The sequence below is a fragment of the Ruegeria sp. CDSC042 genome, from assembly GCF_059610745.1.
In genome coordinates this window covers 66,185-88,973 of the sequence record NZ_JBXWOF010000006.1, presented here as the reverse complement: position 1 = coordinate 88,973, position 22,789 = coordinate 66,185, and the positions used below count along the sequence as shown (strand labels likewise).

Sequence of the window (22,789 nt, the reverse complement as noted above, 5' to 3'; positions counted from 1 at the left end):
AGCGCTTCAGAATCCACTTATGCGTTCTATGAGCCAGTACATCGATACCGACCCGATGCCATAGGCTGTAATCACAGTCGCCCTTTGGCTAACTGGACGTGCCATCAACCGCCAGATCGCGACAAGAAGAGCCAAGGCCCCGACAAAACTCAACTGGCCGGCCTCGACGCCCAAGTTGAAGGCAAGCAAGGCCGCAGGAATATCGTTTGAGGGTAGTCCGATATCGGCCAAAGCGCCTGCAAAACCAAGGCCATGCAAAAGCCCAAACCCGAAACAAACGATCCAGGGCTTCTGCTTTGAAAGTCGGAAACGCCCGTCGCCACCCTTAACAATTTCCATCGCCAGAAAAACAATAGAAAGCGCTATGATGGCCTCGACCGGCGGACCAGAGACATTCAGAAAACCTAGCGTTGCCAGTGCCAGTGTTATTGAATGCGCCAGTGTGAATGCTGTGACTGCTCCTACCAGTCTCCACGGATCACGGACCAGAATAAACAGCGCGAAGACAAACAGCAGATGATCCCAGCCTTCCAGGATGTGTTCAAAACCCAACTGGAAATACGCGGTGAAAACAGACCATGTGGTCTGTTCAGAAGGTATGTTCTGAACGGCCGTCTCTGGTGTGAACCGAAGCGTCGTGGGCACAGCCTGCAGGGGCTGCACACGGACCAATACGTCGTTCTTTTGAACCTCCAGACCTTCTATCTGGATGGGTTGGCCCGCAATATCCCCGCGGCACTCGATAACCCAGGAAGAAACCCATGCTCTGCCATCGGAAATTGGGGTAGGGCCGCGCGCCGGGGTGCACCCATCCGGCGCCATGACATCGATCGCCATGGGTTGACCATTCACATCGGGTTTTCGCCAATGAACGCTCCAGGTGTCCGATGTGATTTGGCGAATTTCCAAGTACCCCGGATCAAGCGCATGCGCCGAGGCATTTCCTGCGACCCACGCAATCAGCAACGCAATCAGTAGGCCAAATACAGCTTTCATTTGGTTTGACCTGAGAGAGCGGGCACTATGATCTCATAGTTGGCAGCAAGAATCTCATATTGCGCTTGCGCCAGATCTTCGCTCATCACGCGACGCCAATCCCGCAGCACGGCATCGTGAATTTCTGACAATGGGGGTATTTGACTAGGTTCGATGTCTTGCACCTGAACTAGATGGACTCCGTAACCCGACTGGATCGGGCCAGCCCACTGACCTTTATCCAATGTTGTAAGACCCTTGGAAAAGCCAGATCCAAAGACCGAGTCTATCACTCTGGTCGCAGTCAAGGGCATAGATGCGGGCAGCAGTGTCGAGCCGCCCAGGTCGGAAACCTCATCTCCCGCGCGCAGGGCGGCCAATACCCCCTCGACTTCAGCTTTGTTTGGCTCCTCACCAATAAAGACCTGAATGAAGGCCAGCTTGCTGGGCGTCGCATAGCGCTCCGAGTTGTTTTGCAAAAAGGCCTCTAAATCTTCGTCTTCCGGAACAACAGACGTGGCGATCGCTTCGGTCAGGAAATCCATTTTTTGACTGAGACGAGACCGGATCACAGAGTCTCCGCGATCAAGGCCAAGCTTTCTTGCTTCTCTGACCAGTACCTCTTCGCGAATTGTTGCATCGGTCAAAGCTTGCAGCTCGGCACCGCTTGGGCGCCGTTTCCACCGTGCTTCAAACTGATCAGACAAAAGCGCGATATCGTTTTCGTCGATTGTTATTGTCCCAAAATCTTCGACAGTCTCGTTTTCCGGCGCAACCATTTGGAACCAAATGAAAATAGCTGCTCCAATCAGGAAGAAATGGAACAGGGGTTCTTTCAATATTCGCATGAAAGCTCCTGCATGAAACGGGCTCCGGTTTTACATATCGATGCTGACATCAGTCGATTGAGCATTGCAAGAAAATCAACGCGACGCACAAATCAATCGTCTGGTGAATGGGCCGAGGTAAAGGCTTCTACCTCGGTTGCCAACGCCGTGATCGGCAGTGTTACTCTGCCGGTGTGTACCAAATCGGGGAAGAGTAAGCGCGTTCCTGATGTGTGAGCACCGCGTCTTCGGGCAATTCGGCGCCAAATCTCAGCTTATCGTAAAGAATCCAACGCGGTGTTGGAATTTCGATCGCACGTACGTAATAAAATGCGCGTGCATTTGGATCGAATTCAGGATCAGACCAAACGGTTACAAGTTCGGCAGTTCCAATCGTGTTGGTCCAACTGGCGGTTTCAACATCAACTGTGTTTCCAACCGCAGGGATCTTGCCGTTTTGGTCAGCAACACGGTTGTCCGACCACGCCACATCGTAAACCTTTTCCTGCAAGGCCCCTTCAGAATCCAGCCAACCCTTTACCACCTGCACGCGATCCAGATTGGCACCAACCGGGTCGCGTAGTGCAGCGATCAGGAATGCGGGCGCACCTTCACCCTCGCGAGGTCGCAGATCCGAGCCCATCGGAACACCTTTGGTGTAGCCCACATCTGCAAGGAAGCGTGTTTCAACATCCGCGTCACTGAAACCCCAACCGCCAAAGAACCGCAGGCCGATCCGAGGTCCGGTGGTTGCATAGGTTTCGCGTCGCTTGAACGCATCGAAGATTGCAGCGCGAGTATTATCGGTCGCCCAAACTGCCGTGTATCCCGATGCGACAAGAAGGTCGCCAGGAATTTCGCCAAGGTCATTGGCGATGAAAGGATGCTTTATTCTCGTGGCCGATGGTTCAACGCTGACGGATTTTCCAAAGAAGTTGTCTTCTTCGGCAGTTGCCAGAGACGTATGGCTGTCCGTTGCTCCGCCCATGCCGAACTTATATGGGTTAACGCCGAACTTTTCTTCTAACAACAAACCGCGCTTCAAAGCTTCTCGGGCGTATTCTCCAGCCAGCATGTCATCGGTTTTCAGCTCGGTTATGTCGAGGTTGCCGACGTCCCAGTTTTCGTAATCCGCGAATTCATCATCCGGACTCAGGAAGGGGTGCGCTTCACCGTCGCCCTTGATCTGAGTGACTTCGTAGTGGGGTTCCCATTTGGCGCGGGCGGCCACATATTCCTCGTCGACCTTGCCACCGTGATAGGTGTCTTCTGTCGGGAACATCCACCCGTTCGAAAGGTTGCCGTTATGGGCGAAAGCTACCGCCCGACCGCCCGTTTTTTCTTGATAGTCTTCCAGCCATGCATATAGCGCCTTTGGGTCGGTATCACCAAAGGGTGGTTGCGTGACCGGCGGCACCATCTGAAGCGCCCTGATCGGCCCATCACGCAGCATGACGTTTCGATGCAGATTGAAACCCTTGGGTACAGAGGTCCATTCGAATCCGATGAACGCCGTGAAATTGCCGGGGTCGTTATGTTCTTCCGCAGCCAGAACGATTTGCTCCCAAGTAAAAGCAAAAGCGTCAGCACCCGGGCTGTAAGATTCCAGAAGAACTTCTGGCAGGGTCATTTGCGAAAAGTTGGTGATGATGTCGAACGCCGCTTTGCCGGCCTCTTCGCCACCTGCCTTGTAACCTTCGTACCATTCCAATCCTTTTGGATCCGCAAGGACGCCCGGCTTACCAGCCTGAAGGTCCGGGGCAAATCCCATCAGGTCAGTGTGATCCGTGAGAACCATCCAGTCGAGAGGCCGGGCCAGTCTTACTGGTTGACCCGTGGATGAAATGACCTGCTCACCTTTTGCAAAGCGCCAAGCTTCATCAGGTAACAGTGTGTTCCCGAAAGCACCTGCATCCAGCGAAAGTCCGGTGTGAAGATGCGAGTCTCCCCACAGCGGGCGCTCAGGGAAAGTCCGGTTCGCATATGGAGAATAAGGCTGCTTTGAGAACAAGCCTTCCGCCGCTTCTTCGCTAGGAACAGCGTCGGCAAAGACCGTCGATGATGCCAGCCCCAGTGAGATAGAATAAACAAAAGCTCGAAGCATATTGACCTCCCAACTCAAGATCGCCCGGTGGTGCCCGTGACTTACATCTCAAGAATTAATATTCCTATTTCTCTATATAACATCAATTTTCCATTTGTGGGAATACTCAGCTCTCGGCTTTGTCACGATGATGCAAGTAGGAGTGTGGCTGCCGAAGTTGGTCTGAAAATGACTCGATAAGTCATAGCCTCGATTGTTGGGCTCAACATTGAGAACGGAAGCTTTGGAGAAATTGCGGTTTGAATTGGCGAATGTCCATCGTGAGCCATGTATGCACTTTAGCAAAGTCGGCATAGCTGCGCTTAGATGACATTCTCGGCTATCGCGGCATGGATCATTTTGGGCTCAAACTCGACGTCGGATGCGATGCAGCATCCAGTTATATGCTACACCGGTCAACGTCGGGTTGTCGAAGTGGGATGGAATGGCGGTTCGGAGGATCAGTCATGGAAACACCAAACTTACCCGCCATTCGCGCGCTTCGCCCAGCCTGAAACAAGGGCCGGATGGAACAGCCTGACTTCGTGACCCAAACGGCCGATCTCGCGCCCCCAATAATGCGCACTGGCGCAGGCCCCCATTGCAACCACGCAACACGGCAATTTGGCAAAGTACTCGAGGACCCGGCCCCTGCGCAGTTTCTTCTGAAGAACCGGGTGACCTGTTCTAGCCGCTCCGTGCACCTGGAACACATTCTTCGCCAAATTCAGGCCAATCTCTTCCAGTGACGCCTCCATTCAGGATGTTTGCAAACCCACAATGGCACACCGAGGCCAGCCGGGGCGTCTACACCTTCAGAACCGTTCAAGGGTCGTGTTGTGGCCAAGTCGTTGGTCCTGGGTTTGAGGTCAATGAAGTTGCGCGACGACATGATCTACGGCCCAATCACCTGTCGACGTGGCAACGGTTGGCAATGGACGGCTATACGTCATCAGATGTTTTGAGACAGATGGCGGTTTGGCTTTGTTGTGTCATCGCTCATCTGGTTTCAAGCAGTACGGATGGTGGCATTCCAGACGTCAAATAGCTCAAAACGTTTAAGAACGATGCGCTCAAATAATGATCTGGATCAAAATGTACCAGCCTCAGAACGATTATGCAGTAAACTCAGAAAAGGAATCAGAGATAGCCAGGTCAAAGCGATATGAGTCAACTGACCAGCCGACGCGCATTTTTGGGCGTCACCGCATTCCGGGAGGACAGTAATCTTGTTCGACCTCCGGGTTCGGTTGTGCCTGGTTTTGCAGATCAATGCAGTAAATGTGGCGACTGTGTCGAAGCTTGCCCCGAAAGTGTGATTGCCATTGGTCAGGATGGGTATCCGGTGTTTCAACCCACCGAGGGTCCCTGCACTTTTTGTGGGAGTTGCGCTCAATCCTGTCCCACGGATGCCCTGGACATAGAACGCCTGCAAGATTGGCCGTGGCGCGCGTCGGTCGAAGCTGCGTCCTGCCTGTCTGTCAACGGTGTCAGCTGCCGAGTGTGTCAGGATAATTGCGATCAGAACGCCATCAGCTTCAGGCTGCAAATGGGTGGCCGCGCGGATCCATCTTTAGACCTCGACGCCTGCACTGGCTGTGGGTCGTGTATGGTGTCATGCCCGGTCGATGCCGTCACATTGAAACGCAAAACCATATCTCAAACGGAAGTCAGCCAATGAATATCTGCGGATGCCTTTTACATATCGCACCAGCGCAGGCACTGGCGGCGTCCGAGGCAATGAAAGTCACGGTCGGTGTCGAAATTCACGCCGAGGCCGAAGACGGCCGTTTCGTAATTGTTGTCGAAGACACGCCGACACGCCTTGCGTCCGAGATCATCATGGACCTGCACCAGATCCCCGGGGTGATTTCTCTGACGTTAACGTACCACCATTTCGAGGACACTGCGGACAGCCATCCGCATCCCGATGCCCCAAGCCAAACCACCAGCCGGAGGCCCACGCTATGACCATATCAGAAACTCGTCGGACATTCCTCAAGGCCTCAGCGGCCGCAGCGACGGCCTCTGCCGCAGGTATTCCTTTGGCCACTGGTCAGGCCGCCGCGCAGGTGGGCACCCCTGACATTCGCTGGGACAAGGCCGCCTGCCGGTTCTGTGGCACCGGCTGTTCTGTGCTGGTAGGTACCAAGGACGGGCGTGTTGTCGCCACTCAGGGTGACCCTGACGCGCCGGTCAATCGCGGGCTGAACTGCATCAAGGGCTATTTCCTGTCCAAGATCATGTATGGCAAGGATCGCCTGACCACCCCATTGCTGCGCAAGACCAACGGCGAATATGACAAGAACGGTGAGTTTGAGCCGGTCAGTTGGGACGAAGCCTTTGACGTCATGGCTGCCAAATGGAAAGAGGCGCTGGCCAAGAAGGGCCCGACCAGTGTCGGCATGTTCGGGTCAGGCCAGTGGACGGTTTGGGAAGGCTATGCTGCTTCGAAATTGATGAAAGCCGGGTTCCGGTCCAACAATATCGACCCCAACGCGCGGCACTGTATGGCGTCCGCGGTCGTGGGCTTTATGCGTACCTTCGGAATTGACGAGCCGATGGGTTGCTATGACGACCTGGAACACGCGGATACTTTCGTGCTGTGGGGATCGAACATGGCCGAAATGCACCCGATCCTGTGGTCGCGCCTGACCGACACGCGCCTGACCAAGCCGGGATGCGAAGTGCATGTTCTATCGACATTCGAACATCGCTCGTTCGAGCTTGCCGATAATGGCCTAGTGTTTAACCCGCAGACCGATCTGGCGATCCTGAATTACATCGCCAATTACATCATTCAGAACGGCGCGGTGAACGAAGAGTTTGTCAACAAACACGTCAACATCACCAAGACCGCCACCGATATCGGTTATGGTCTGCGCGATACAAACACGCTGCAGCAAGAGGCAGAGAACCCAAACTCGGGCAAGCTCGAGACGATCAGCTTTGAAGAATACGCCGAGGCGGTCGCGCCTTATACGTTGGAATACACAGCCGAACTGTCTGGCGTGCCCGCCGATAAACTTGAGAAGCTGGCGCAACAATATGCAGACCCGAACCGCAAAGTGATGAGCTTGTGGACCATGGGCTTCAACCAGCACACCCGCGGATCGTGGGTGAATTCGCTGATGTATAATGTACACCTGCTGGTTGGTAAGATCTCAGAACCCGGCAACTCGCCTTTCTCGCTGACCGGTCAGCCCTCGGCCTGTGGAACCGCGCGTGAGGTGGGCACGTTCGCCCACCGCCTGCCTGCTGACATGGTGGTGGCAAATGACGAACACCGTCAGATTTGCGAAACCGCCTGGAATATCCCGGCAGGTACTATTCCACCTAAGCCCGGGTTCCATGCTGTCTTGCAGCACCGGAAGCTGAAGGATGGTGAACTGAATGCCTATTGGGTGCAGTGCAACAACAACATGCAAGCGGCACCCAATATCAACGAGGAAGGTTACCCGGGCTATCGCAACCCGGAAAACTTCATCGCAGTCTCTGACCCTTATCCAACGGTCACGGCTGTCTCTGCCGATTTGATCCTGCCCACCGCCATGTGGGTCGAAAAGGAAGGCGCCTATGGCAATGCGGAACGCCGTACGCAGTTCTGGCGTCAGCAGGTGAAAGCGCCAGGTGAAGCAAAATCGGACCTGTGGCAATTGATGGAGTTTTCGAAGCGCTTCACCGTTGAAGAGGTTTGGGATGAAGAGCTGCTGGCCAAGATGCCCGAACACCGCGGCAAGACGATGTATGATGTGCTTTACGCCAACGGATCGGTGGATAAGTACCCCCTAGCCGAAACTGCGGAAGGCTTTGACAACGACGAATCCGAGCATTTTGGGTTCTACGTTCAGAAAGGCCTGTTTGAGGAATATGCCGAATTTGGCCGTGGCCACGCACATGACCTTGCACCGTTCGAAACCTACCATCAGGCGCGCGGGTTGCGCTGGCCGGTCGTGGACGGGCAAGAAACCCTTTACCGCTTCCGCGAAGGGTACGATCCGTATGTGCCCGAAGGCGCGGATGTTAAATTCTACGGTCACAAGGACGGCAAGGCAAAAATCATCTTTGCCCCGTACGAACCCGCCGCAGAAGAGCCGGACGAAGAATATGACCTGTGGCTGTCTACTGGTCGCGTGCTGGAACATTGGCATTCAGGCTCGATGACACGCAGGGTGCCGGAACTGCACCGGGCGTTCCCGTCGGCAGTTGTCTATATGCATCCACAAGACGCCAAGGATCGCGGCCTGCGCCGCGGGCAGGAAATCGTGTTGTCGACCCGCCGTGGCGAGGTCACCAGTCGGGTTGAGACACGCGGGCGCAACAAGGTGCCGCGCGGCTTGGTCTTTATGCCGTGGTTTGATGAACACCAGTTGACCAACAAGCTGACGCTGGATGCAACCTGTCCGCTGTCGAAGGAAACCGACTACAAGAAATGCGCCTGTAAGGTCGAGCGCGCGTAATCGGCACGGATCGCAAAGGTAATCCCCATGCCACTCGCCGAGACACCTCTTTCGCCGAAACGTCGCCGCTTCCTTCAGGATACGGCGCGTGCGGCAGGCGGCTGTATGGTCGCCGGATCACTGCTGGCCTGGCTGGCCCGCGACGCCCGTGCATTGTCGGCCGAGGCTTTGCGCCCCCCCGGTGCGCTGCCAGAGCGGGAGTTCTTGTCGGCCTGCATTCGCTGCGGGCTGTGTGTGCGAGACTGCCCCTATGATACCTTGAAACTGGCCGAGCTTGGGTCGGATGCCGGGGCGACGGGCACGCCATATTTTACTGCTCGCGATGTGCCTTGTGAAATGTGCGACGATATCCCTTGTGTTGCCGCCTGCCCGACCGGTGCGCTAGATCCCAAGTTGGATAACATTGACGATGCCAAAATGGGCGTCGCGGTTTTGGTCGATCAGGAAAACTGCCTGAACTTCCTGGGATTGCGGTGTGACGTTTGTTACCGTGTCTGCCCCGTGATAGACGAAGCGATCACGCTGGAAACAGCGCATAACGCCCGCTCGGGCCACCATGCGATGTTTATCCCAACCGTACATGCCGACCGCTGCACCGGCTGTGGCATGTGCGAAAAAAGCTGTGTTCTGCCAGAAGCCGCAATCAAGGTATTGCCAGCACGTCTTGCGCGGGGCAGCAGCGCGGATCATTACCGCAAAGGTTGGGAAGAAAAAGATGCCAAGGGCGCGCCGATTGTTGACGGCATAATCGACCTACCCGACCGTCTGCCCGGCCCGGGGGTCGACAACCTGATCGCACCGGGTGGTTTTGAACCCGGCTATGATCTTCCAGGGGTGGGACATTGACCACCCGCACACATATGCCCATAGGCCAAGAAGCCGTGGCCGTCAAAGGCTGGGTCGGCGCGCATAAATACCTGATACTGCGCCGTATCAGTCAGCTGTTCTTTCTGGTCCTGTTCCTGTTGGGACCCTGGTTCGGCATCTGGGTCGTAAAAGGTACCTTGGCAGGATCGCAGACCCTGGGTGTACTGCCGTTGACGGACCCATTCATCCTGTTGCAAAGCATCATCGCCGGGCATTGGCCGGCGATGACCGCTTTTTTTGGCGGCTTGATCGTCGTGGTGGTCTATGCGCTGGTCGGGGGCCGCGTCTATTGTTCGTGGGTCTGTCCGATCAACCCGGTGACCGACGCCGCCAACTGGTTGCACAGGCGGTTGGATTTGCCGAAAGGTTGGCAACCTAAACGGCGCACGCGGTTGTGGATATTGGCCACCGCGCTGATCGTCTCGGGTCTCACCGGCGTGATCGCATGGGAGATTATCAACCCAATCACCATGCTGCATCGCGGACTGATCTTTGGGGCCGGTTTTGTCTGGACCATGGTCGTTGCGATCTTTGTCTTTGATGTGCTTGTCGCCCGTCACGGCTGGTGCGGCCACATATGCCCGGTCGGTGCGTTTTATGGCCTGATCGGCACCAAAAGCCTGTTACGGGTCAGCGCGGTTAACCGCTCGGCCTGTGACGATTGCATGGATTGCTATGCCGTCTGCCCCGAAAACCACATCATTTCGCCCGCGCTGAAGGGCAAGCCGGGTGCCACGCCGCTGATCCTGTCAACCGACTGCTCAAAATGCGGTCGCTGTATCGATGTCTGTGCAGTTGATGTCTTCAAATTTACTCACCGGTTCGACGACCAAGTCGCCGCACCTTCCGATCCAGTTCCCGCGCCTGAACCGCGCGTAGCCAGACCTATTTAAGGGAGTGCCGAGATGAACAAGCCAATCCTGACAGGTGTCGTCGCCCTGATCCCCGTTATATTCCTGAGCGGGTTCGTCTTTGCGCAATCTGCGCCGGTGCAAACCCTGCGTGGCGCCGAGGTGGATGAACCCATTCCGTTGGACCGGATTCACAAGAACGTGGAAGGACGGATGCAGCGCAACTATCGCCAGCAACCACCGCTTGTCCCCCACTCGATCGAGCAATACCAGATTGACGTGCGCACCAATCAATGCCTGTCCTGCCATGACTGGACCAAAGCCGGGGAACGCAATGCGCCGACCCTGTCGATGACCCATTATCTGGATCGTGACGGCAATGAGTTGGATCACATCGCCGGGACCCGTTATTTCTGCAACCAGTGCCACGTGCCTCAGGCAGATGCGCCTGCGTTGGTCGACAACGTGTTTGAACCCTCGTCCGGCAATTAATCCAACGCATGTCTGAAAGGAGCACCAAGATGGCAGACTCCCCCGAAAACCGCGGTTGGATCCGCCGCCTCTGGAACGCGATCTGGACCCCGGCTGTTATGTTCAGCTCGGGCTTTCTGATCCTCGCCGGGTTTCTGGCCGGTATTCTGTTCTGGGGTGGGTTCCACTGGACATTGGAACTGACCAATACCGAGGAATTCTGTACCTCGTGCCACACGATGGAAACCAATCTGGGCGAATACCGCGAGACGATCCACTATAACAACCACTCCGGTGTCCGCGCGATCTGTTCTGACTGCCACGTGCCACATGAATGGAACCACAAGATCAAGGCCAAAATCATGGCTGTTAAAGATGTCTATCACGAGCTTGCCGGAACCATCAGCACGCCTGAGAAATACGAAGCGCATCGGCTAAGTATGGCTTCGGCGGTCTGGAAAAAGATGAAGGCCTCTGATAGCCGCGAGTGCCGCAACTGCCATAACTTTGACTATATGGATTTCACCATTCAAGAAGCACGCGCTGCATCGGAACATCAGCGGGCAATTGACAACAACATGACCTGCATCGACTGCCACCAAGGCATCGCACACAGCCTGCCGCAGGGTTATCAGGAAGAATACCAGAAAATCACCGATGCGTTGGCTAATAAATCTGCAGGTAACTTGCAACAACAGGTTGCTGACGGCAGCACAGAAATCCGGTCATACCTGACCACACAGTCGGACTGAAAAGGGGTAAGTTATGCTGGAACTTCTGGGAACAATCGGAGGCAACATCATCGGCCTTCCAGGCATTCTGGGCATTGCGCTTGGCATGATGACGCGCCGCCTCTGGTTGGGGGCCATGATGGGCGGTTTGATCGGCATTGTTGGGACGCTGCTGTTTGCCCATTGGGACTTTGCCAATGTTGCAACGACCGAACTTCTGATCGCCATTGTTGTGGGTCTGTGTGCTGGAACACTGGGTTCTGCGATCCGTATCAAAGGGGCAACGGTCTAACAGAAAGACCGGAGCGTGCTGGGCAATGGCGGCTTAGTGATTGGTCCTTTACCCGACGCTCTGGGGTAGATAGCGGCTAGGTGCAGAAGGGATCTGATGGAATGGACATCCCCTGATTTCTCATCTGATAAGATTTGGAGATGGAAGCCGTCAGAACCATCGAGCAATCCGTGCCGAGGGACCATTGCTCGCGTTGGTGTAGATTTTCAGCTGCAGCCCACGCGCCACTGGAGCATTCGACCACGCCTTGCAATGGACCGGTATTACGACATCTAGCTGCAATAAAATAGATATCATATCAAACCCTTAAAGATAGTGTTTCAGCCAAATTGATTCAGGCAAGTAGGCCTCAATGAGTCCACTGCAGATTGATTCCATATCTTATTGCGCACAATGGCGCCCCTAAGCGCGTAATCCTAGGAACCATGATTGGCCTGGCAAGATCCGGGCTCTGCTTGTCCTACTCCCACCATTTTGTACTGCGCAAAAAAACAACCTGTTCTGGCGCAAAAAGTAACAGCGCAGCCCGCACCGCCGCACTTGTTTTAGGGCCAGCAGGATTTGGACAAGCCAAACGCCTCTGGCCATCTGGGGTGAGACGCTGCCTTTCCCCTCGGGCAACCCTATTAGACAACACCGTGTCCTCGGCTGCGCCTGCGGGCCGCACCACTATTGTCGAATAGCATTGCCTCGCCTCCATCCGCCTTCGCCACTTGGCAGATCAGCAGGAACAGCCGCCTTCGTTGTCTGATCTGCAAATCAGCCCTGATTTTCCCAAATGGGAAATCAGGATCAATGAAATCGGTCTTAGTGCTGGATGAAGGAAGTGAGCCGAAAATTGCATGGTTCTGCCACCAGCGACAGCTAAGCTATTGATTTTGAATCAACTGGATTTTCTGAAACGCACAAGTTTTACCATTTACGACTCAAAGTATTGCCATCAAATCAGAGTAGTCAGAGTGCCTCCACCAGTCTTCAGTGCGACTTCTATAGGTGAGGCACCTATCTTTGATCGACTCCCACCAAATCGGAATAGGAACGCTCGCCGCGAGTGATTTGTCGTTTGAGGATGTTCTTTGCAGCTTTTACTTTACCCTCGCTCAGAAGCGCCGTGATCGCTTGATGCTCCTGGAACGACTTCTTCGTTCGATCAGAACGCTTGGACAGATGAGTCCGCATGGTTTGGACGATGTCGCCGACTTTTTGGTAACCATCACTCAAATAGCTGTTTTTGCAGTACCTGAAAAAGGCGTGGTGAAATTCTGCATCTAGTTCCAAGTACTGCTCGAATTCATCTGCTTCCCGCGCTTCAGACATCTTCGATACAGTATCTGCAAGTTCATCAAGCAGAGCGTTACCATTTTCTTTGACTGCCTGCTCCATAGCAGCAGCTTCGAGGATGAGTCTGTATTGGCAAAGCTGCACCACATCCTCTTGAGAAAGAGAGAATACAAAAGCTCCTCGATGAGGAAAGATCTGAACGAGCCCCTGAAGATTCAAAGCCGATAGCGCTTCGCGAATCGGAGTTTTGCTGATGCCCATGGCATTTGACAGCTTCACTTCCGGCAACGATTCACCCAATTGAAACGTGCCATTGATAATGCCTTTTCGGATGTGCTCTTCAGCAGTTTTACTCAACGAATCCGGTCGCTTAATCTGCAAAATCTCGGTCATTTTCACTTCGTCCTATATCGTCTCTCTAACACAATAGCACATGTACGCTTGATTTCTATATTATATCTGATATCTCAGATAATAGATATAAAATAACCAAATCCGTGGGAGGATACCTTGTTCAAGAAATCAACATTGGCGCTTGGCGTCGTCATGTCAGCCGGGCTTGCTTTTGCAGCATCCGCTGAAACAGTCATTAAGGTTGGGCACGGCGCAGCAGAAGCGTTTCATATGCATCGCGCGCTACTGAAATTTGAAGAACTGGTCGAAGCTGGCTCGAATGGTGAGATCGACGTACAGATTTTCCCCTCGTCGCAGATGGGCCCGGACCGCGAGATGATCGAAGGTGTTCAAACCGGTGTTCTTGAAATGGCCATTCCCCCGTCTTCGTTCTTCGCAGGTTGGGATCCGGCCTTTGCAGTGATCGAACTTCCCTACATGTATGCTTCCAAAGACATCGCCTTTGATGTTCTTGATGGTGAGGCCGGTGAAGGCATGCTTGCACGTGTCGAAAACCAGGGATTGGTCGGTCTTGGCTGGCTTGAATTGGGAGTACGCAATGTGACCAACAATGTCCGCCCAGTTGCAACCCCCGCAGATCTCGAGGGTGTCAAGCTGCGCACGATGAAAGTTCCAGCACATGTGGCAACCTTCGAAACTCTCGGCGCCAACCCAACGCCGATGAACTTTGGCGAGGTTTATTCTGCCCTCCAGCAAGGCGTGATCGACGGGCAGGAAAACCCCCTGGCGATCATTACTTCGCAGCGTTTTTACGAAGTGCAGAAATACCTTTCGACCACGGGCCATGTCTTTGCGGTCTACATGCCGGTCGTCTCCAAGCCATTTTTTGACTCGCTGCCTGCGGAGCATCAGCAACTAATCCGGGACTCGATGGCTGCCGCACGTGACTATCAGGCTGAACTGGTCGCCAGCGAAGATGCGGAGCAGTTGGAACAGATCCGTGCCGCTGGTGTCGAGATTCTGGAGCTGACTGCAGAGCAGAGACAAGCCTTTGCCGACAAAACAGAAAGCGTTCGTCTTCAATATCGCGACGAAGTTGGCGCCGAAGCCTACGACGCTTGGGTCGCGGCGGTGTCCGCAGCAAGCGGAAGCTGACCCACGGTTTACTCAGCCAATCCGGGCACCCGTGCCAAGCAGGTTCGGGCGCCCCTTTCGTTCAAGGGGAGGTGAACAATGTCGGTGATCAAATGGATCGATATGAACGCGGAAAAGGTCCTAGCCAGTGCGCTACTAGCCGCGATTGTCGTGTTGATTTTTGGCAACGTGTTCATGCGCTACATCATGAATGCCTCTCTTTCATGGGGAGAAGAGCTAACGCTTTGGCTGTTTGTCTGGTTCGTCTGGCTTGGCGTCAGCTATGCCTTCCACACCGGCGATCATGTGCGCATTACAGTCCTGCGCGATGTCCTGAGCGAGCGGGCAAGGCTATACGCGGATGTTGTGATCGCGCTTCTTGTCCTTGGATTCCTGATCGTTCTGACAATTGAATCTATCAAGCTGATCCGGCAACCCTTTGTGGCCAGCCAAACCTCAGTTGTTTTGGGGCTGCCAATCCCGATCCTGTATGCCTCAGCGCCGGTCGGTGCAGGCTTATCTGCGATCCGCGTCACTCAACATTTGATCCGAACCCTGCGTCTGATCGCAGGAACCAAAGCGTGAGGAACCCGGCATGCTTGCAACAACGCTTTTCCTGACGCTTTTCGCTCTTCTGCTCTTCAGCGTACCAATTGGCATTTGCCTAGGTCTTGCGACCATGACCGTAATGGTCTTCGTGGATGGCACGCCACCCATGGTTTTGCTGGCACGATCAGTGGTGACAGGCGCGGACTCGTTTCCCCTGATAGCTGTTCCTCTATTTATTCTGGCAGGCGACCTGATGCAGCACGGTGGAATGTCGCGCCGTCTGGTTGGGTTCGCCAATGCACTGATAGGTCATATCCGGGGCGGGCTGGCTTATGTGAACGTGCTCGCCTGTGTGTTCTTTGCCGCCATATCCGGGTCGTCTCCTGCAACCGTCGCCGCCATCGGATCAAACATGATCCCTGAGATGGAAAAGGTCGGCTATACGCGCAAATTCAGCGGCGCATTGACGGCGTCCTCGGGGATGATCGGCGTGATGATCCCTCCAAGCATCCCCTTCATCATCTATGGCGTTACTGCTGAGGTTTCGATCGGCAAGCTGTTCCTTGCGGGTGTTGTTCCCGGCATCCTCTTTGCCCTCATGTTCATGTTGGTCGCCCGTGTCCTGCTGCGAAAGGATGAGGTTGTTCAGCAATCGACAACCACGTTCTCAGGCCCGGGTGTTTGGCAGAGCTTCCGGTCTTCGATCTGGGCACTTCTGGTGCCTGTAATCATCCTCGGCGGCATCTACAGCGGTATCTTCACGCCGACCGAAGCCGGTGCGGTGGCCGTGGTTTATGCCGCCTTCATCGGCATCGTCGTCTATGGCGACATCACCCTGAAGGACCTGCCAGAGGTTTTGGCGGGCAGTGCAAAGACGAGCGGCACAATTCTGATATTGGTGATCATGGCGACCGCCTTTGGCAGACTGATCACGCTTGCAAGAATCCCGACAGAACTCGCCACAACGATCACCAGCCTGTCCGACAATCCGATCATTATTCTGTTGTTGATCAATCTGCTTTTGCTGGTGATCGGCATGTTCATGGAGACGATATCGTCGATCATCATCATGACGCCGATCCTGTTGCCGGTTGCAACCGCGCTGGGTGTCGATCCGATCGTCTTTGGCGTCATTCTGACGGTCAATCTGGCCATCGGATTCTGCACGCCACCTTTGGGCGTAAACCTGTTCGTGGCCAGCAGCATTTCAAAGGTTTCCATCGAAAGCCTCAGCCGGGCAATCCTGCCATTCTTTGCCGGCATGCTGATACTGTTGATGTTCATCACCTATGTGCCGGCAATTTCCCTAGCCTTGCCATCCCTTTGGTGACCGGCTGCGGCGCTTCAAACGTTAAACAACAAAACCAGAGGACCCGGATGGATCTGGACCTATCCCACCCGTCGATAGAAGACCTTCGGAAAACCGCGCGAAAGCGCATCCCGAAGTTTGCCTTCGAATATCTCGACAGCGCGACCGGCCGGGAACTAGGGTTAAAGGTGAACCGTGACGCACTTGATTCCATCAGGTTCATGCCGCGTGTTCTATGCGGCCGAACAAAGGCCGATCTGCAGACTACACTGATGGATAAAACATATGATCTGCCTTTCGGAATAGCGCCTGTGGGCATGTCCGGCCTGATGTGGGCGGGCGCAGAGCGGATGCTTGCAAAGGCGGCGGTCGCTCACAACATTCCGTTTTCGTTGTCCAGCGTGGCAGTAGCATCGCCGGAAGATGTGGCGCCCCACATTGGCCACAATGGATGGTTTCAGCATTACCCGGTGAACTCCGGTGAATTGCGCCGCGCAATGCTGCCGCGGATCAAGGCGGCTGGATTTCACACGCTGATCATCACAGTGGACGTACCAGAGGAAAGCCGGCGTGAACGACAACGTCGCGCCAACCTGACCGTGCCTCCAAAAGCTGACTTACGCACTCTGTTAGAAATGGCTTCACGTCCCGCATGGTGCCTCGCACATCTGCGCGAAGGTGTCATGCCACGCATGCGGTTCTTTGACGATTATGTCCCGACACGCGGGCGCGAAAGCTTTACCCACGCGGGTGCCTTGATCCGTGGGATTCCGGATTGGGAGTACCTGCGCGAGCTGCGGCAGGAGTGGGAGGGCAACTTGATCGTCAAGGGAGTCCTGCGGTCCGAGGACGCGCAGAAAATGGTGGCCGAGGGCGTGGACTGCATCTGGGTTTCAAACCACTCCGGGCGTCAATTCGAAGCCGGGCCCGCTGTGATTGATCAATTGCCGACTATTCGCGAAGCGGTCGGTACAGACATGCCACTTATCTACGATTCCGGCGTCGCCTGGGGATTGGACATCATGCGCGCCCTGGCGAAAGGTGCAGATTTCGTCATGGTCGGACGCGCCTTTCAATATGCTGTCGCAGCGTTTGGAGCGCGAGGGGTCGACCATCTCGTTCACATCCTGAAAGCAGACATTGAGGCCAATATGAGCCAGTTGGGCGCTGAAAATCTCGACAACTTGGCCGAGCACCTTCTCAAGAGTGGCTGATCACCCTTCGCTAAGCACCGCGTATCACACACACCCGCTCGTCGCCTCGTCAAGCAATCCATTAACGATCAGATCCGCAGTTGAACGCGAACAAGCCATCGGCAGGTTATAGACCGTCGCCAGGCGGGTCAGAGCCTTAACATCAACGTCGTGAGGCATGGGCGACAGAGGATCGACAAAGAAAATCAGCGCATCCAGTTTATCTTCACAGATCATGGCGCCGATCTGTTGGTCACCTCCGAGTGGTCCACTTTTCAGGCAAGTCACATCCAGTTCTGGATAGGCTTGCCTAATGCGGCTGCCGGTTGTTCCTGTCGAAAAGACTTGCACGCCGGACAGGCGAGACTGTTGTAGACCCACCCATTCAACGATTTCGTCCTTTCGCGCATCATGAGCCACTAGCGCGAAACGCGGCGCATCACCGGATGAATTGTTCAACGTAGTCTTCTCCAAGTCCTACTTCCGCAAAGTGTTTTCGGCACAGATCAATCTTGGTAAAGACATCTTCGTAGCCAGTAACCTTGCCCCACGGATCAACATAGCACATCACGCCATTGACCTGAAAATATGTGACCATCTCTTCGACATCGTCCGGGACGACCAAAGTATGCGTCTCACCCGGCGGCTCAAAGACATAACCCCCTTCTTCCGCCACCCAATCGTGTTCCAGGTAATGCCAACGCCCTTTCAAGACAAAGCCGTGGACAGGTTGCGGATGGCGGTGCCGTGAAAGAACACCAGCTTTGCGCACTTTGAGAAGGTTCATCCAATAGCCTTGCGAGCGGTTCAGACAGAGCGGCCGGAACCAGACGTTTTCGGCCTGCGGAACCCATAGCCTGTCGTCCTCACTCATAGCGTTCGGGATCACGATCTCTTCTTGCGCATCCTTGGGGAACGGCAATTGATAAGGCATTCGGGCGGTGTCGTCGTCATTCATTGATATTCCTCACATAGCGAGATAGCCGCCATCGACCGGATAGATCGATCCGGTCACAAAGCTGGCATTTTCACTTAAAAGCCATTGCACAAGCGCGCCGACCTCTTCGGGTTTTCCCCAGCGTTTCATCGGCGTGCGCGCCATGATTCCGGCTGTTCGCGCGGAATCTTCCCGCAGACCTTGGGTCATCTCTGTTTCGATCCACCCCGGCGCGATGGCGTTGACCCGGATGCCGTCTTCGGCCCAGCGACCTGCAAGCGCCTTGGTTAATTGTGCAACGCCGCCCTTGGAAGCGGAATAGGCTGGAACCAAAGGCCCACCAAAGATGCTGAGCATGGAGGCGGTATTGACGATGGCCCCATCTGTTTCCGCCAGCAAAGGATGTACGGCGAGGCAGCAGCGCATCGTACCGGTCAAGTTCACATCAAGCACCTTGGCAAATACGTCGATGTTGTATTCTTCTTCACGCATAAGAATACCTGCGCAGTTCACCAAAGCATCAAGACGCGTAAGATCGCTAAACACTGTATCGACGGAGACCTGATCAGTCACATCCAGGGTCTGTACCTTGATCCCGTCCTGGGGCACGAACGCATCCAACTCGGATTGGGACGCAGATGCAGCGATGACGGACCAGCCTGCCTCAGCCAGCGATCGCGCGACACCCGCACCGATCCCTCGTGTACCGCCCGTAACAAGGGCCTGTTTCATCCAAGTTCCTCCAATACACTGGTGAAGGCGCGCGCGCGCCTAGCGATATCATCCAATGTATAGCTCGGTTTGAACAGTGCGGAGCCCAGCCCGTACCCATTGACGCCAGCGGCATGATACGGAGCCATCGTATCCGTCGATATGCCCCCTACCGCAGCGATGACTGCATCTGCAGGCAAGACTGCGCGCATAGCCGCTATGGCAGCGGGGGGCACCATTTCCGCCGGAAAGAATTTGAGCACCGAGGCTCCGATTTCCAATGCCGCAAAGGCCTCGGACGGGGTCATGACGCCCGGACACCAAATCAGACCCCGTGCGACAGCCGCGCGCCCGACGTCCGGATTCATATTGGGTGATACGATGATGCGCCCGCCCGCATCCGCAACCGCCGCGACCTGATCCGTGGTCAACACTGTGCCAGCGCCGACTATGGCTTGAGCGCCATGTTTCGCAACGATCTGCGATATTGAGTCCAGCGGGTCCGGTGAGTTGAGCGGCACTTCAATAATCCGAAACCCGGCATTGAAGAGCACATCAGACACCGGGCGCGCATTTTCTGGTGCCAGCCCCCGCAAAACCGCAATCAGCGGATTTGCCGCAAGCGCTGCAGTAAGGTCAATCATCCGAGTAACCCCGCAGCGCGTGCGATCAGGAAATGCCCCTTTGCCACTATATCAACTGGCGCGCGACGACTTTCGAAACCGGCTATTCGAAGAGCAATTTCGTAGCGGTCTGACAAATCGCTACGTCCTACAACAGTGATTGTCCCAACTTCGTTCAATTCACCCGTTGCAGCAGCTACTTCGGTACCGATCAACAAACCTGACATGTAGTCAGCCGTTGCAACCTTTGGAATTTTGCCCATGAGAGGAAGCGTCCGGACATGGAAAAGGCTGTGCAGCAAGTTCGACGTTCCATCGAGGCCGGCTTTTACACCCATTGTGAACGCCTCCTCACTGAAGGTATCGTCCTTCATCAATGTCCCGAGGATTGTGTGCCCTTTCAGCGCAGAGAAGATCTCTCCCGTCATGTAAGTCGAAAAATCCACGATTTTCCCGCCTGCAACCTGAACCCATTTGCTGTGAGTTCCCGGCATCACAAACGTACCTTCGCTTAAGCCCAGCGAAGAGGCCCCAATGATCTGGGTTTCTTCGCCGCGCATGACGTCCGGACCTCCGGCATGTTCGGTCGAAGCACCCGTTACAAAGTGAATGCGTGCTCCACTGGTTGCGTCATGAGGGACCAGAGCCCGTGCAAGACCACCCGCGCCGAGCGGCATTTCGGCATAGCGTGTTTCAACCCAGCCATTGCGGCTGGTAATCATGCCAGATGCCAGGATAGGCAGGTTTGCCTTGGCCACCCAAGGGCCGATAAGACGATCAAGAACCGACTCAAAGGTTTGACCCGCAACCTGCATTATACCTTCAGGCGACGAGACCCCGTCGATCACCTCGCCCTCTGCTCCAATGAGAAAAGCACGGAACGATGAAGTGCCCCAATCGACGCCGATCAGCGCTGGCTCAGATGCGACCGAATTCATTCAGCAGATCCTCGACGGTTTTGCCTTGGGCCACCCATTTACGGGTTTCCTCCTCACGGTCAGCTTGCTCTTGAGCAAGGCGCACGGTTTCTTCGGCGATTTCCTGTGGAATCACGACGACACCCATCAGATCAGCTACGATGAAATCGCCAGGATTCACGACGACGCCTCCGCAGGCAATTGGCACATTGATCGAAAGCTCTTCTTTACGTTCTGAGAACATCGTGTGCGTCCCACGCGGCGTGATCGCACGCGTCCAGATTGGCCAGTTGATGTCTTCCAGTTCGTCTGTGTCGCGCCCGGTGCCATCAACGATCATGCCGCGGATGCCACGGTTCTTGGCGAGACCGCCCATTAAACCGCCGCAAACTGACGTTTGACGATCACCACCCGCGTCCACGACGATCACATCCCCGGGTTGTCCCATTTCAAGCGCTTTCAAAGGGTCCACCAGATCGCCTTTTGAAAGCTGAACCGTCACGGCCTGGCCTGTCACCTTGGCGCGGAAAGCTGGCTTGATGGCGCTATCCATCACACCAGTTCGGTATTGCACATCCGCGAAAATGGCTGCGGCAGAGTACGCCTCTAACACCTTGTCGAATTTCTTGAGCAGTTCCGGGCTTCTTTCAAAATCATTGAAAACCCTAAGGTCCGTGCTGACTTCTGGCATTCTCTTCTCCTATTATGCGGTAGATACAGCCAATGCGTCAGCATTGACGGTGTAGTCGGGTTTTTGCCCTGTCAGGACCTTGGCCACTTGCGTGGCCGCGGTGACCCGCGCTGCGTGTATGGATTCCTCGGAATAGTAGGCTGAATGCGGCGTCACGAGGACGTTGGGCAATGTGAACAGCGGGTTGTCATCGGGCGTCCAATTTGCACGCTTGGCGGGTTCTTCTTCGGGGTCGTCGAGCCCCGCTGCGGCCAGACGACCCTCTGTCAGCGCCCGGAACAGCGCCTTGTTGTCAACTGTGGGCCCGCGCCCGGTGTTCACAAGTATCGCGCCCGGTTTCATGGCGGAGAATTCGGCGTCAGACAGAAAGTGATGCGTATCCGGCGTCATCGGTGCCTGCATCAGGACATAGTCAGATCGTGCCAGCAACTCGGGTTTGCTCACCAACTCGACCCCAAACTTCGCGGCTACTTCTCGGGGTAAAAACGGATCAAATGCAATGACGGTAACCCCGAAGGATTGCGCCCGCGCGACGATGGCTTGCCCGATTTTACCCAGCGAAACAACACCCATCGTGCGTCCGCGCAGACGGTAAACAGGCTGCCCACTTTGCCATTTCCAAACCCCCGCATGCGTGGCCCGATCATAGTCCGGCAGCTTGCGAGCCAAGGTGAGCCAAAGGGCAATCGCGTGATCGGCGACTTCCTCGGTACAGTAGTTTTGCACGTTGGTGACCAGAATGCCTTTGTCCGTCGCCGTGCCGACATCAACGATATCCACGCCAACACCATATCGCGCGATGACCTCGCACTTTTGCATCCGCGTGATTGTTTCTTTCCCGATCCGAGCGTATTGATTCATCATCGCAGCGCAATGCGGCGCGACATCGAACAGGTCTTCCTGACGCTTGGCCTGAAGCGCGATCACTTCGGCACCGGCGGCTTCCAGGATTTCCTTCTCAACGGAGACGTCACCAAAATCGTAATCGGTGATCACGACCTTGGGTTTGTCCGTTTTAGGAGCAATGCTAGCGAGATCAGTCATAGGCACCCGCCGAATAGGTCAATTCGTACGAGTGACTGTAGAGCTCAAAGATATTCCCAAACGGATCTTCCATATAGACCATGCGATAGGGCTTTTCGCCGGGGTAATACTTACGCACCTGTTCCATGCGCTGGCGGCCCCCCAGATCTTCAATGATCTTGATGCGACCTTCCAAATCCTCGTCCTGCACGCAGAAATGGAACAAGCCTCGCCGCCAGTATTCAAACGGGCGCTCCTCTTCGACAGTTTTCGGGAATTCGAACAACTCGATGCCGACACCATCCCCCATCGACAAATGGGCGATGCGAAAACTTCCCCAGCCTTCTCCGAACACATCATCGCACATCTGACCGATGGCGCTTTCGTCGTGTAGTACTTCGGTTGGCTCCATCAACACGTAGAGACCAAATGCTTTGGAATAGAACTCCACGGCTTTTTCCAGGTCTGGAACCGTGATGCCGATATGAGAGAATGTAAGAGCGGCCATGG

At 55.1% G+C, this 22,789-nt stretch carries 25 protein-coding genes and 1 pseudogene; 13 read left to right on the top strand and 13 right to left on the bottom strand.

Going from position 1 to position 22,789, the window contains the following annotated elements; genetic code table 11:
* Positions 1-6: 6 nt before the first annotated feature.
* The 4 genes and pseudogenes from AC2FHX_RS13560 to AC2FHX_RS13545 form a co-directional block, all read right to left on the bottom strand.
* Positions 7-996, bottom strand: coding sequence for a HupE/UreJ family protein (locus tag AC2FHX_RS13560; RefSeq protein ID WP_496702279.1), 990 nt, complete (start codon positions 994-996; stop codon positions 7-9).
* Entirely contained in the window at positions 993-1,823 is an 831-nt protein-coding gene (locus AC2FHX_RS13555; protein WP_496702281.1) for a peptidyl-prolyl cis-trans isomerase, read from the bottom strand. Before AC2FHX_RS13555 ends, AC2FHX_RS13560 begins: the two co-directional genes overlap by 4 nt.
* Positions 1,824-1,983: 160 nt before the next feature.
* Entirely contained in the window at positions 1,984-3,906 is a 1,923-nt protein-coding gene (locus AC2FHX_RS13550) for a DUF3604 domain-containing protein (protein WP_142640387.1), read from the bottom strand.
* Between the two features lie 476 nt (positions 3,907-4,382).
* Positions 4,383-4,643, bottom strand: a pseudogene (locus AC2FHX_RS13545) (IS110 family transposase); the annotation flags it as partial.
* A 5-nt stretch (positions 4,644-4,648) separates the two neighbouring features.
* Between AC2FHX_RS13545 and AC2FHX_RS13540 the strand changes: the two are divergent.
* From AC2FHX_RS13540 to AC2FHX_RS13500, 9 genes are all read left to right on the top strand, one after another.
* A complete protein-coding gene (locus AC2FHX_RS13540) occupies positions 4,649-4,933 on the top strand; it encodes a transposase (RefSeq protein ID WP_425595932.1) in 285 nt (94 codons plus the stop codon).
* 117 nt (positions 4,934-5,050) lie between these two features.
* Positions 5,051-5,566: a ferredoxin-type protein NapF gene (gene napF / locus AC2FHX_RS13535; protein ID WP_496702283.1), complete on the top strand. Its 516-nt coding sequence runs from the start codon at positions 5,051-5,053 to the stop codon at positions 5,564-5,566.
* Positions 5,563-5,856 (top strand): chaperone NapD, encoded by a 294-nt coding sequence (locus AC2FHX_RS13530; RefSeq protein WP_496702285.1) that lies wholly within the window; start codon positions 5,563-5,565, stop codon positions 5,854-5,856. The genes napF and AC2FHX_RS13530 overlap by 4 nt, the downstream gene beginning before the upstream one ends.
* Positions 5,853-8,345: a nitrate reductase catalytic subunit NapA gene (gene napA / locus AC2FHX_RS13525; RefSeq protein ID WP_496702287.1), complete on the top strand. Its 2,493-nt coding sequence runs from the start codon at positions 5,853-5,855 to the stop codon at positions 8,343-8,345. The genes AC2FHX_RS13530 and napA overlap by 4 nt, the downstream gene beginning before the upstream one ends.
* 27 nt (positions 8,346-8,372) lie before the next feature.
* Entirely contained in the window at positions 8,373-9,191 is an 819-nt protein-coding gene (napG, locus tag AC2FHX_RS13520; RefSeq protein ID WP_496702289.1) for a ferredoxin-type protein NapG, read from the top strand.
* Positions 9,188-10,105 (top strand): quinol dehydrogenase ferredoxin subunit NapH, encoded by a 918-nt coding sequence (gene napH, locus AC2FHX_RS13515; protein WP_496702290.1) that lies wholly within the window; start codon positions 9,188-9,190, stop codon positions 10,103-10,105. Before napG ends, napH begins: the two co-directional genes overlap by 4 nt.
* Before the next feature lie 12 nt (positions 10,106-10,117).
* Positions 10,118-10,555, top strand: a complete 438-nt coding sequence (locus tag AC2FHX_RS13510) for a nitrate reductase cytochrome c-type subunit (RefSeq protein WP_496702292.1) — start codon at positions 10,118-10,120, stop codon at positions 10,553-10,555.
* A gap of 29 nt (positions 10,556-10,584) precedes the next feature.
* Positions 10,585-11,286, top strand: a complete 702-nt coding sequence (locus AC2FHX_RS13505; RefSeq protein WP_496702294.1) for a NapC/NirT family cytochrome c — start codon at positions 10,585-10,587, stop codon at positions 11,284-11,286.
* A gap of 13 nt (positions 11,287-11,299) precedes the next feature.
* Positions 11,300-11,557 carry a hypothetical protein gene (locus AC2FHX_RS13500; RefSeq protein ID WP_496691457.1) on the top strand — a complete coding sequence of 86 codons (258 nt, stop codon included), beginning with the start codon at positions 11,300-11,302 and terminating at the stop codon, positions 11,555-11,557.
* 1,002 nt (positions 11,558-12,559) lie between these two features.
* On the opposite strand, the gene AC2FHX_RS13495 is transcribed toward AC2FHX_RS13500, so the two are convergent.
* Positions 12,560-13,231, bottom strand: a complete 672-nt coding sequence (locus AC2FHX_RS13495) for a GntR family transcriptional regulator (protein ID WP_496691456.1) — start codon at positions 13,229-13,231, stop codon at positions 12,560-12,562.
* Between the two features lie 117 nt (positions 13,232-13,348).
* Here AC2FHX_RS13495 and AC2FHX_RS13490 point away from each other — a divergent pair, with 117 nt between their 5' ends.
* The 4 genes from AC2FHX_RS13490 to AC2FHX_RS13475 all read left to right on the top strand — a co-directional run bounded on the left by AC2FHX_RS13490 (position 13,349) and on the right by AC2FHX_RS13475 (position 17,398).
* A complete protein-coding gene (locus AC2FHX_RS13490) occupies positions 13,349-14,347 on the top strand; it encodes a TRAP transporter substrate-binding protein (RefSeq protein WP_496691455.1) in 999 nt (332 codons plus the stop codon).
* Between the two features lie 78 nt (positions 14,348-14,425).
* The gene (locus AC2FHX_RS13485) at positions 14,426-14,911 is read left to right on the top strand and encodes a TRAP transporter small permease (protein WP_496691454.1); all 486 of its coding nucleotides are present in this window, start codon (positions 14,426-14,428) and stop codon (positions 14,909-14,911) included.
* Between the two features lie 10 nt (positions 14,912-14,921).
* Positions 14,922-16,205 carry a TRAP transporter large permease gene (locus AC2FHX_RS13480; protein WP_496702296.1) on the top strand — a complete coding sequence of 428 codons (1,284 nt, stop codon included), beginning with the start codon at positions 14,922-14,924 and terminating at the stop codon, positions 16,203-16,205.
* A 47-nt stretch (positions 16,206-16,252) separates the two neighbouring features.
* A complete protein-coding gene (locus tag AC2FHX_RS13475; RefSeq protein ID WP_496702298.1) occupies positions 16,253-17,398 on the top strand; it encodes an alpha-hydroxy acid oxidase in 1,146 nt (381 codons plus the stop codon).
* A gap of 24 nt (positions 17,399-17,422) precedes the next feature.
* On the opposite strand, the gene AC2FHX_RS13470 is transcribed toward AC2FHX_RS13475, so the two are convergent.
* The 8 genes from AC2FHX_RS13470 to AC2FHX_RS13435 are packed head-to-tail and all read right to left on the bottom strand — an operon-like array spanning position 17,423 to position 22,787.
* A complete protein-coding gene (locus AC2FHX_RS13470) occupies positions 17,423-17,836 on the bottom strand; it encodes a methylglyoxal synthase (RefSeq protein ID WP_496702300.1) in 414 nt (137 codons plus the stop codon).
* Positions 17,817-18,335: a 2,4'-dihydroxyacetophenone dioxygenase family protein gene (locus AC2FHX_RS13465; RefSeq protein WP_050606110.1), complete on the bottom strand. Its 519-nt coding sequence runs from the start codon at positions 18,333-18,335 to the stop codon at positions 17,817-17,819. Before AC2FHX_RS13465 ends, AC2FHX_RS13470 begins: the two co-directional genes overlap by 20 nt.
* Positions 18,336-18,344: 9 nt before the next feature.
* The gene (locus AC2FHX_RS13460) at positions 18,345-19,046 is read right to left on the bottom strand and encodes an SDR family NAD(P)-dependent oxidoreductase (protein ID WP_496702302.1); all 702 of its coding nucleotides are present in this window, start codon (positions 19,044-19,046) and stop codon (positions 18,345-18,347) included.
* The gene (locus AC2FHX_RS13455) at positions 19,043-19,669 is read right to left on the bottom strand and encodes a 2-dehydro-3-deoxy-6-phosphogalactonate aldolase (protein WP_496702304.1); all 627 of its coding nucleotides are present in this window, start codon (positions 19,667-19,669) and stop codon (positions 19,043-19,045) included. Before AC2FHX_RS13455 ends, AC2FHX_RS13460 begins: the two co-directional genes overlap by 4 nt.
* On the bottom strand, positions 19,666-20,586 hold the full coding sequence (locus AC2FHX_RS13450) for a 2-dehydro-3-deoxygalactonokinase (protein ID WP_496702306.1): 921 nt from the start codon (positions 20,584-20,586) through the stop codon (positions 19,666-19,668). Before AC2FHX_RS13450 ends, AC2FHX_RS13455 begins: the two co-directional genes overlap by 4 nt.
* Complete coding sequence (locus AC2FHX_RS13445) at positions 20,567-21,256, bottom strand: RraA family protein (RefSeq protein ID WP_496691446.1); 690 nt, start codon at positions 21,254-21,256, stop codon at positions 20,567-20,569. The genes AC2FHX_RS13450 and AC2FHX_RS13445 overlap by 20 nt, the downstream gene beginning before the upstream one ends.
* Before the next feature lie 12 nt (positions 21,257-21,268).
* A complete protein-coding gene (locus AC2FHX_RS13440; protein WP_496702309.1) occupies positions 21,269-22,300 on the bottom strand; it encodes a C-terminal binding protein in 1,032 nt (343 codons plus the stop codon).
* Complete coding sequence (locus AC2FHX_RS13435) at positions 22,293-22,787, bottom strand: lactoylglutathione lyase family protein (RefSeq protein ID WP_496702311.1); 495 nt, start codon at positions 22,785-22,787, stop codon at positions 22,293-22,295. The genes AC2FHX_RS13440 and AC2FHX_RS13435 overlap by 8 nt, the downstream gene beginning before the upstream one ends.
* Positions 22,788-22,789 lie beyond the last annotated feature (2 nt).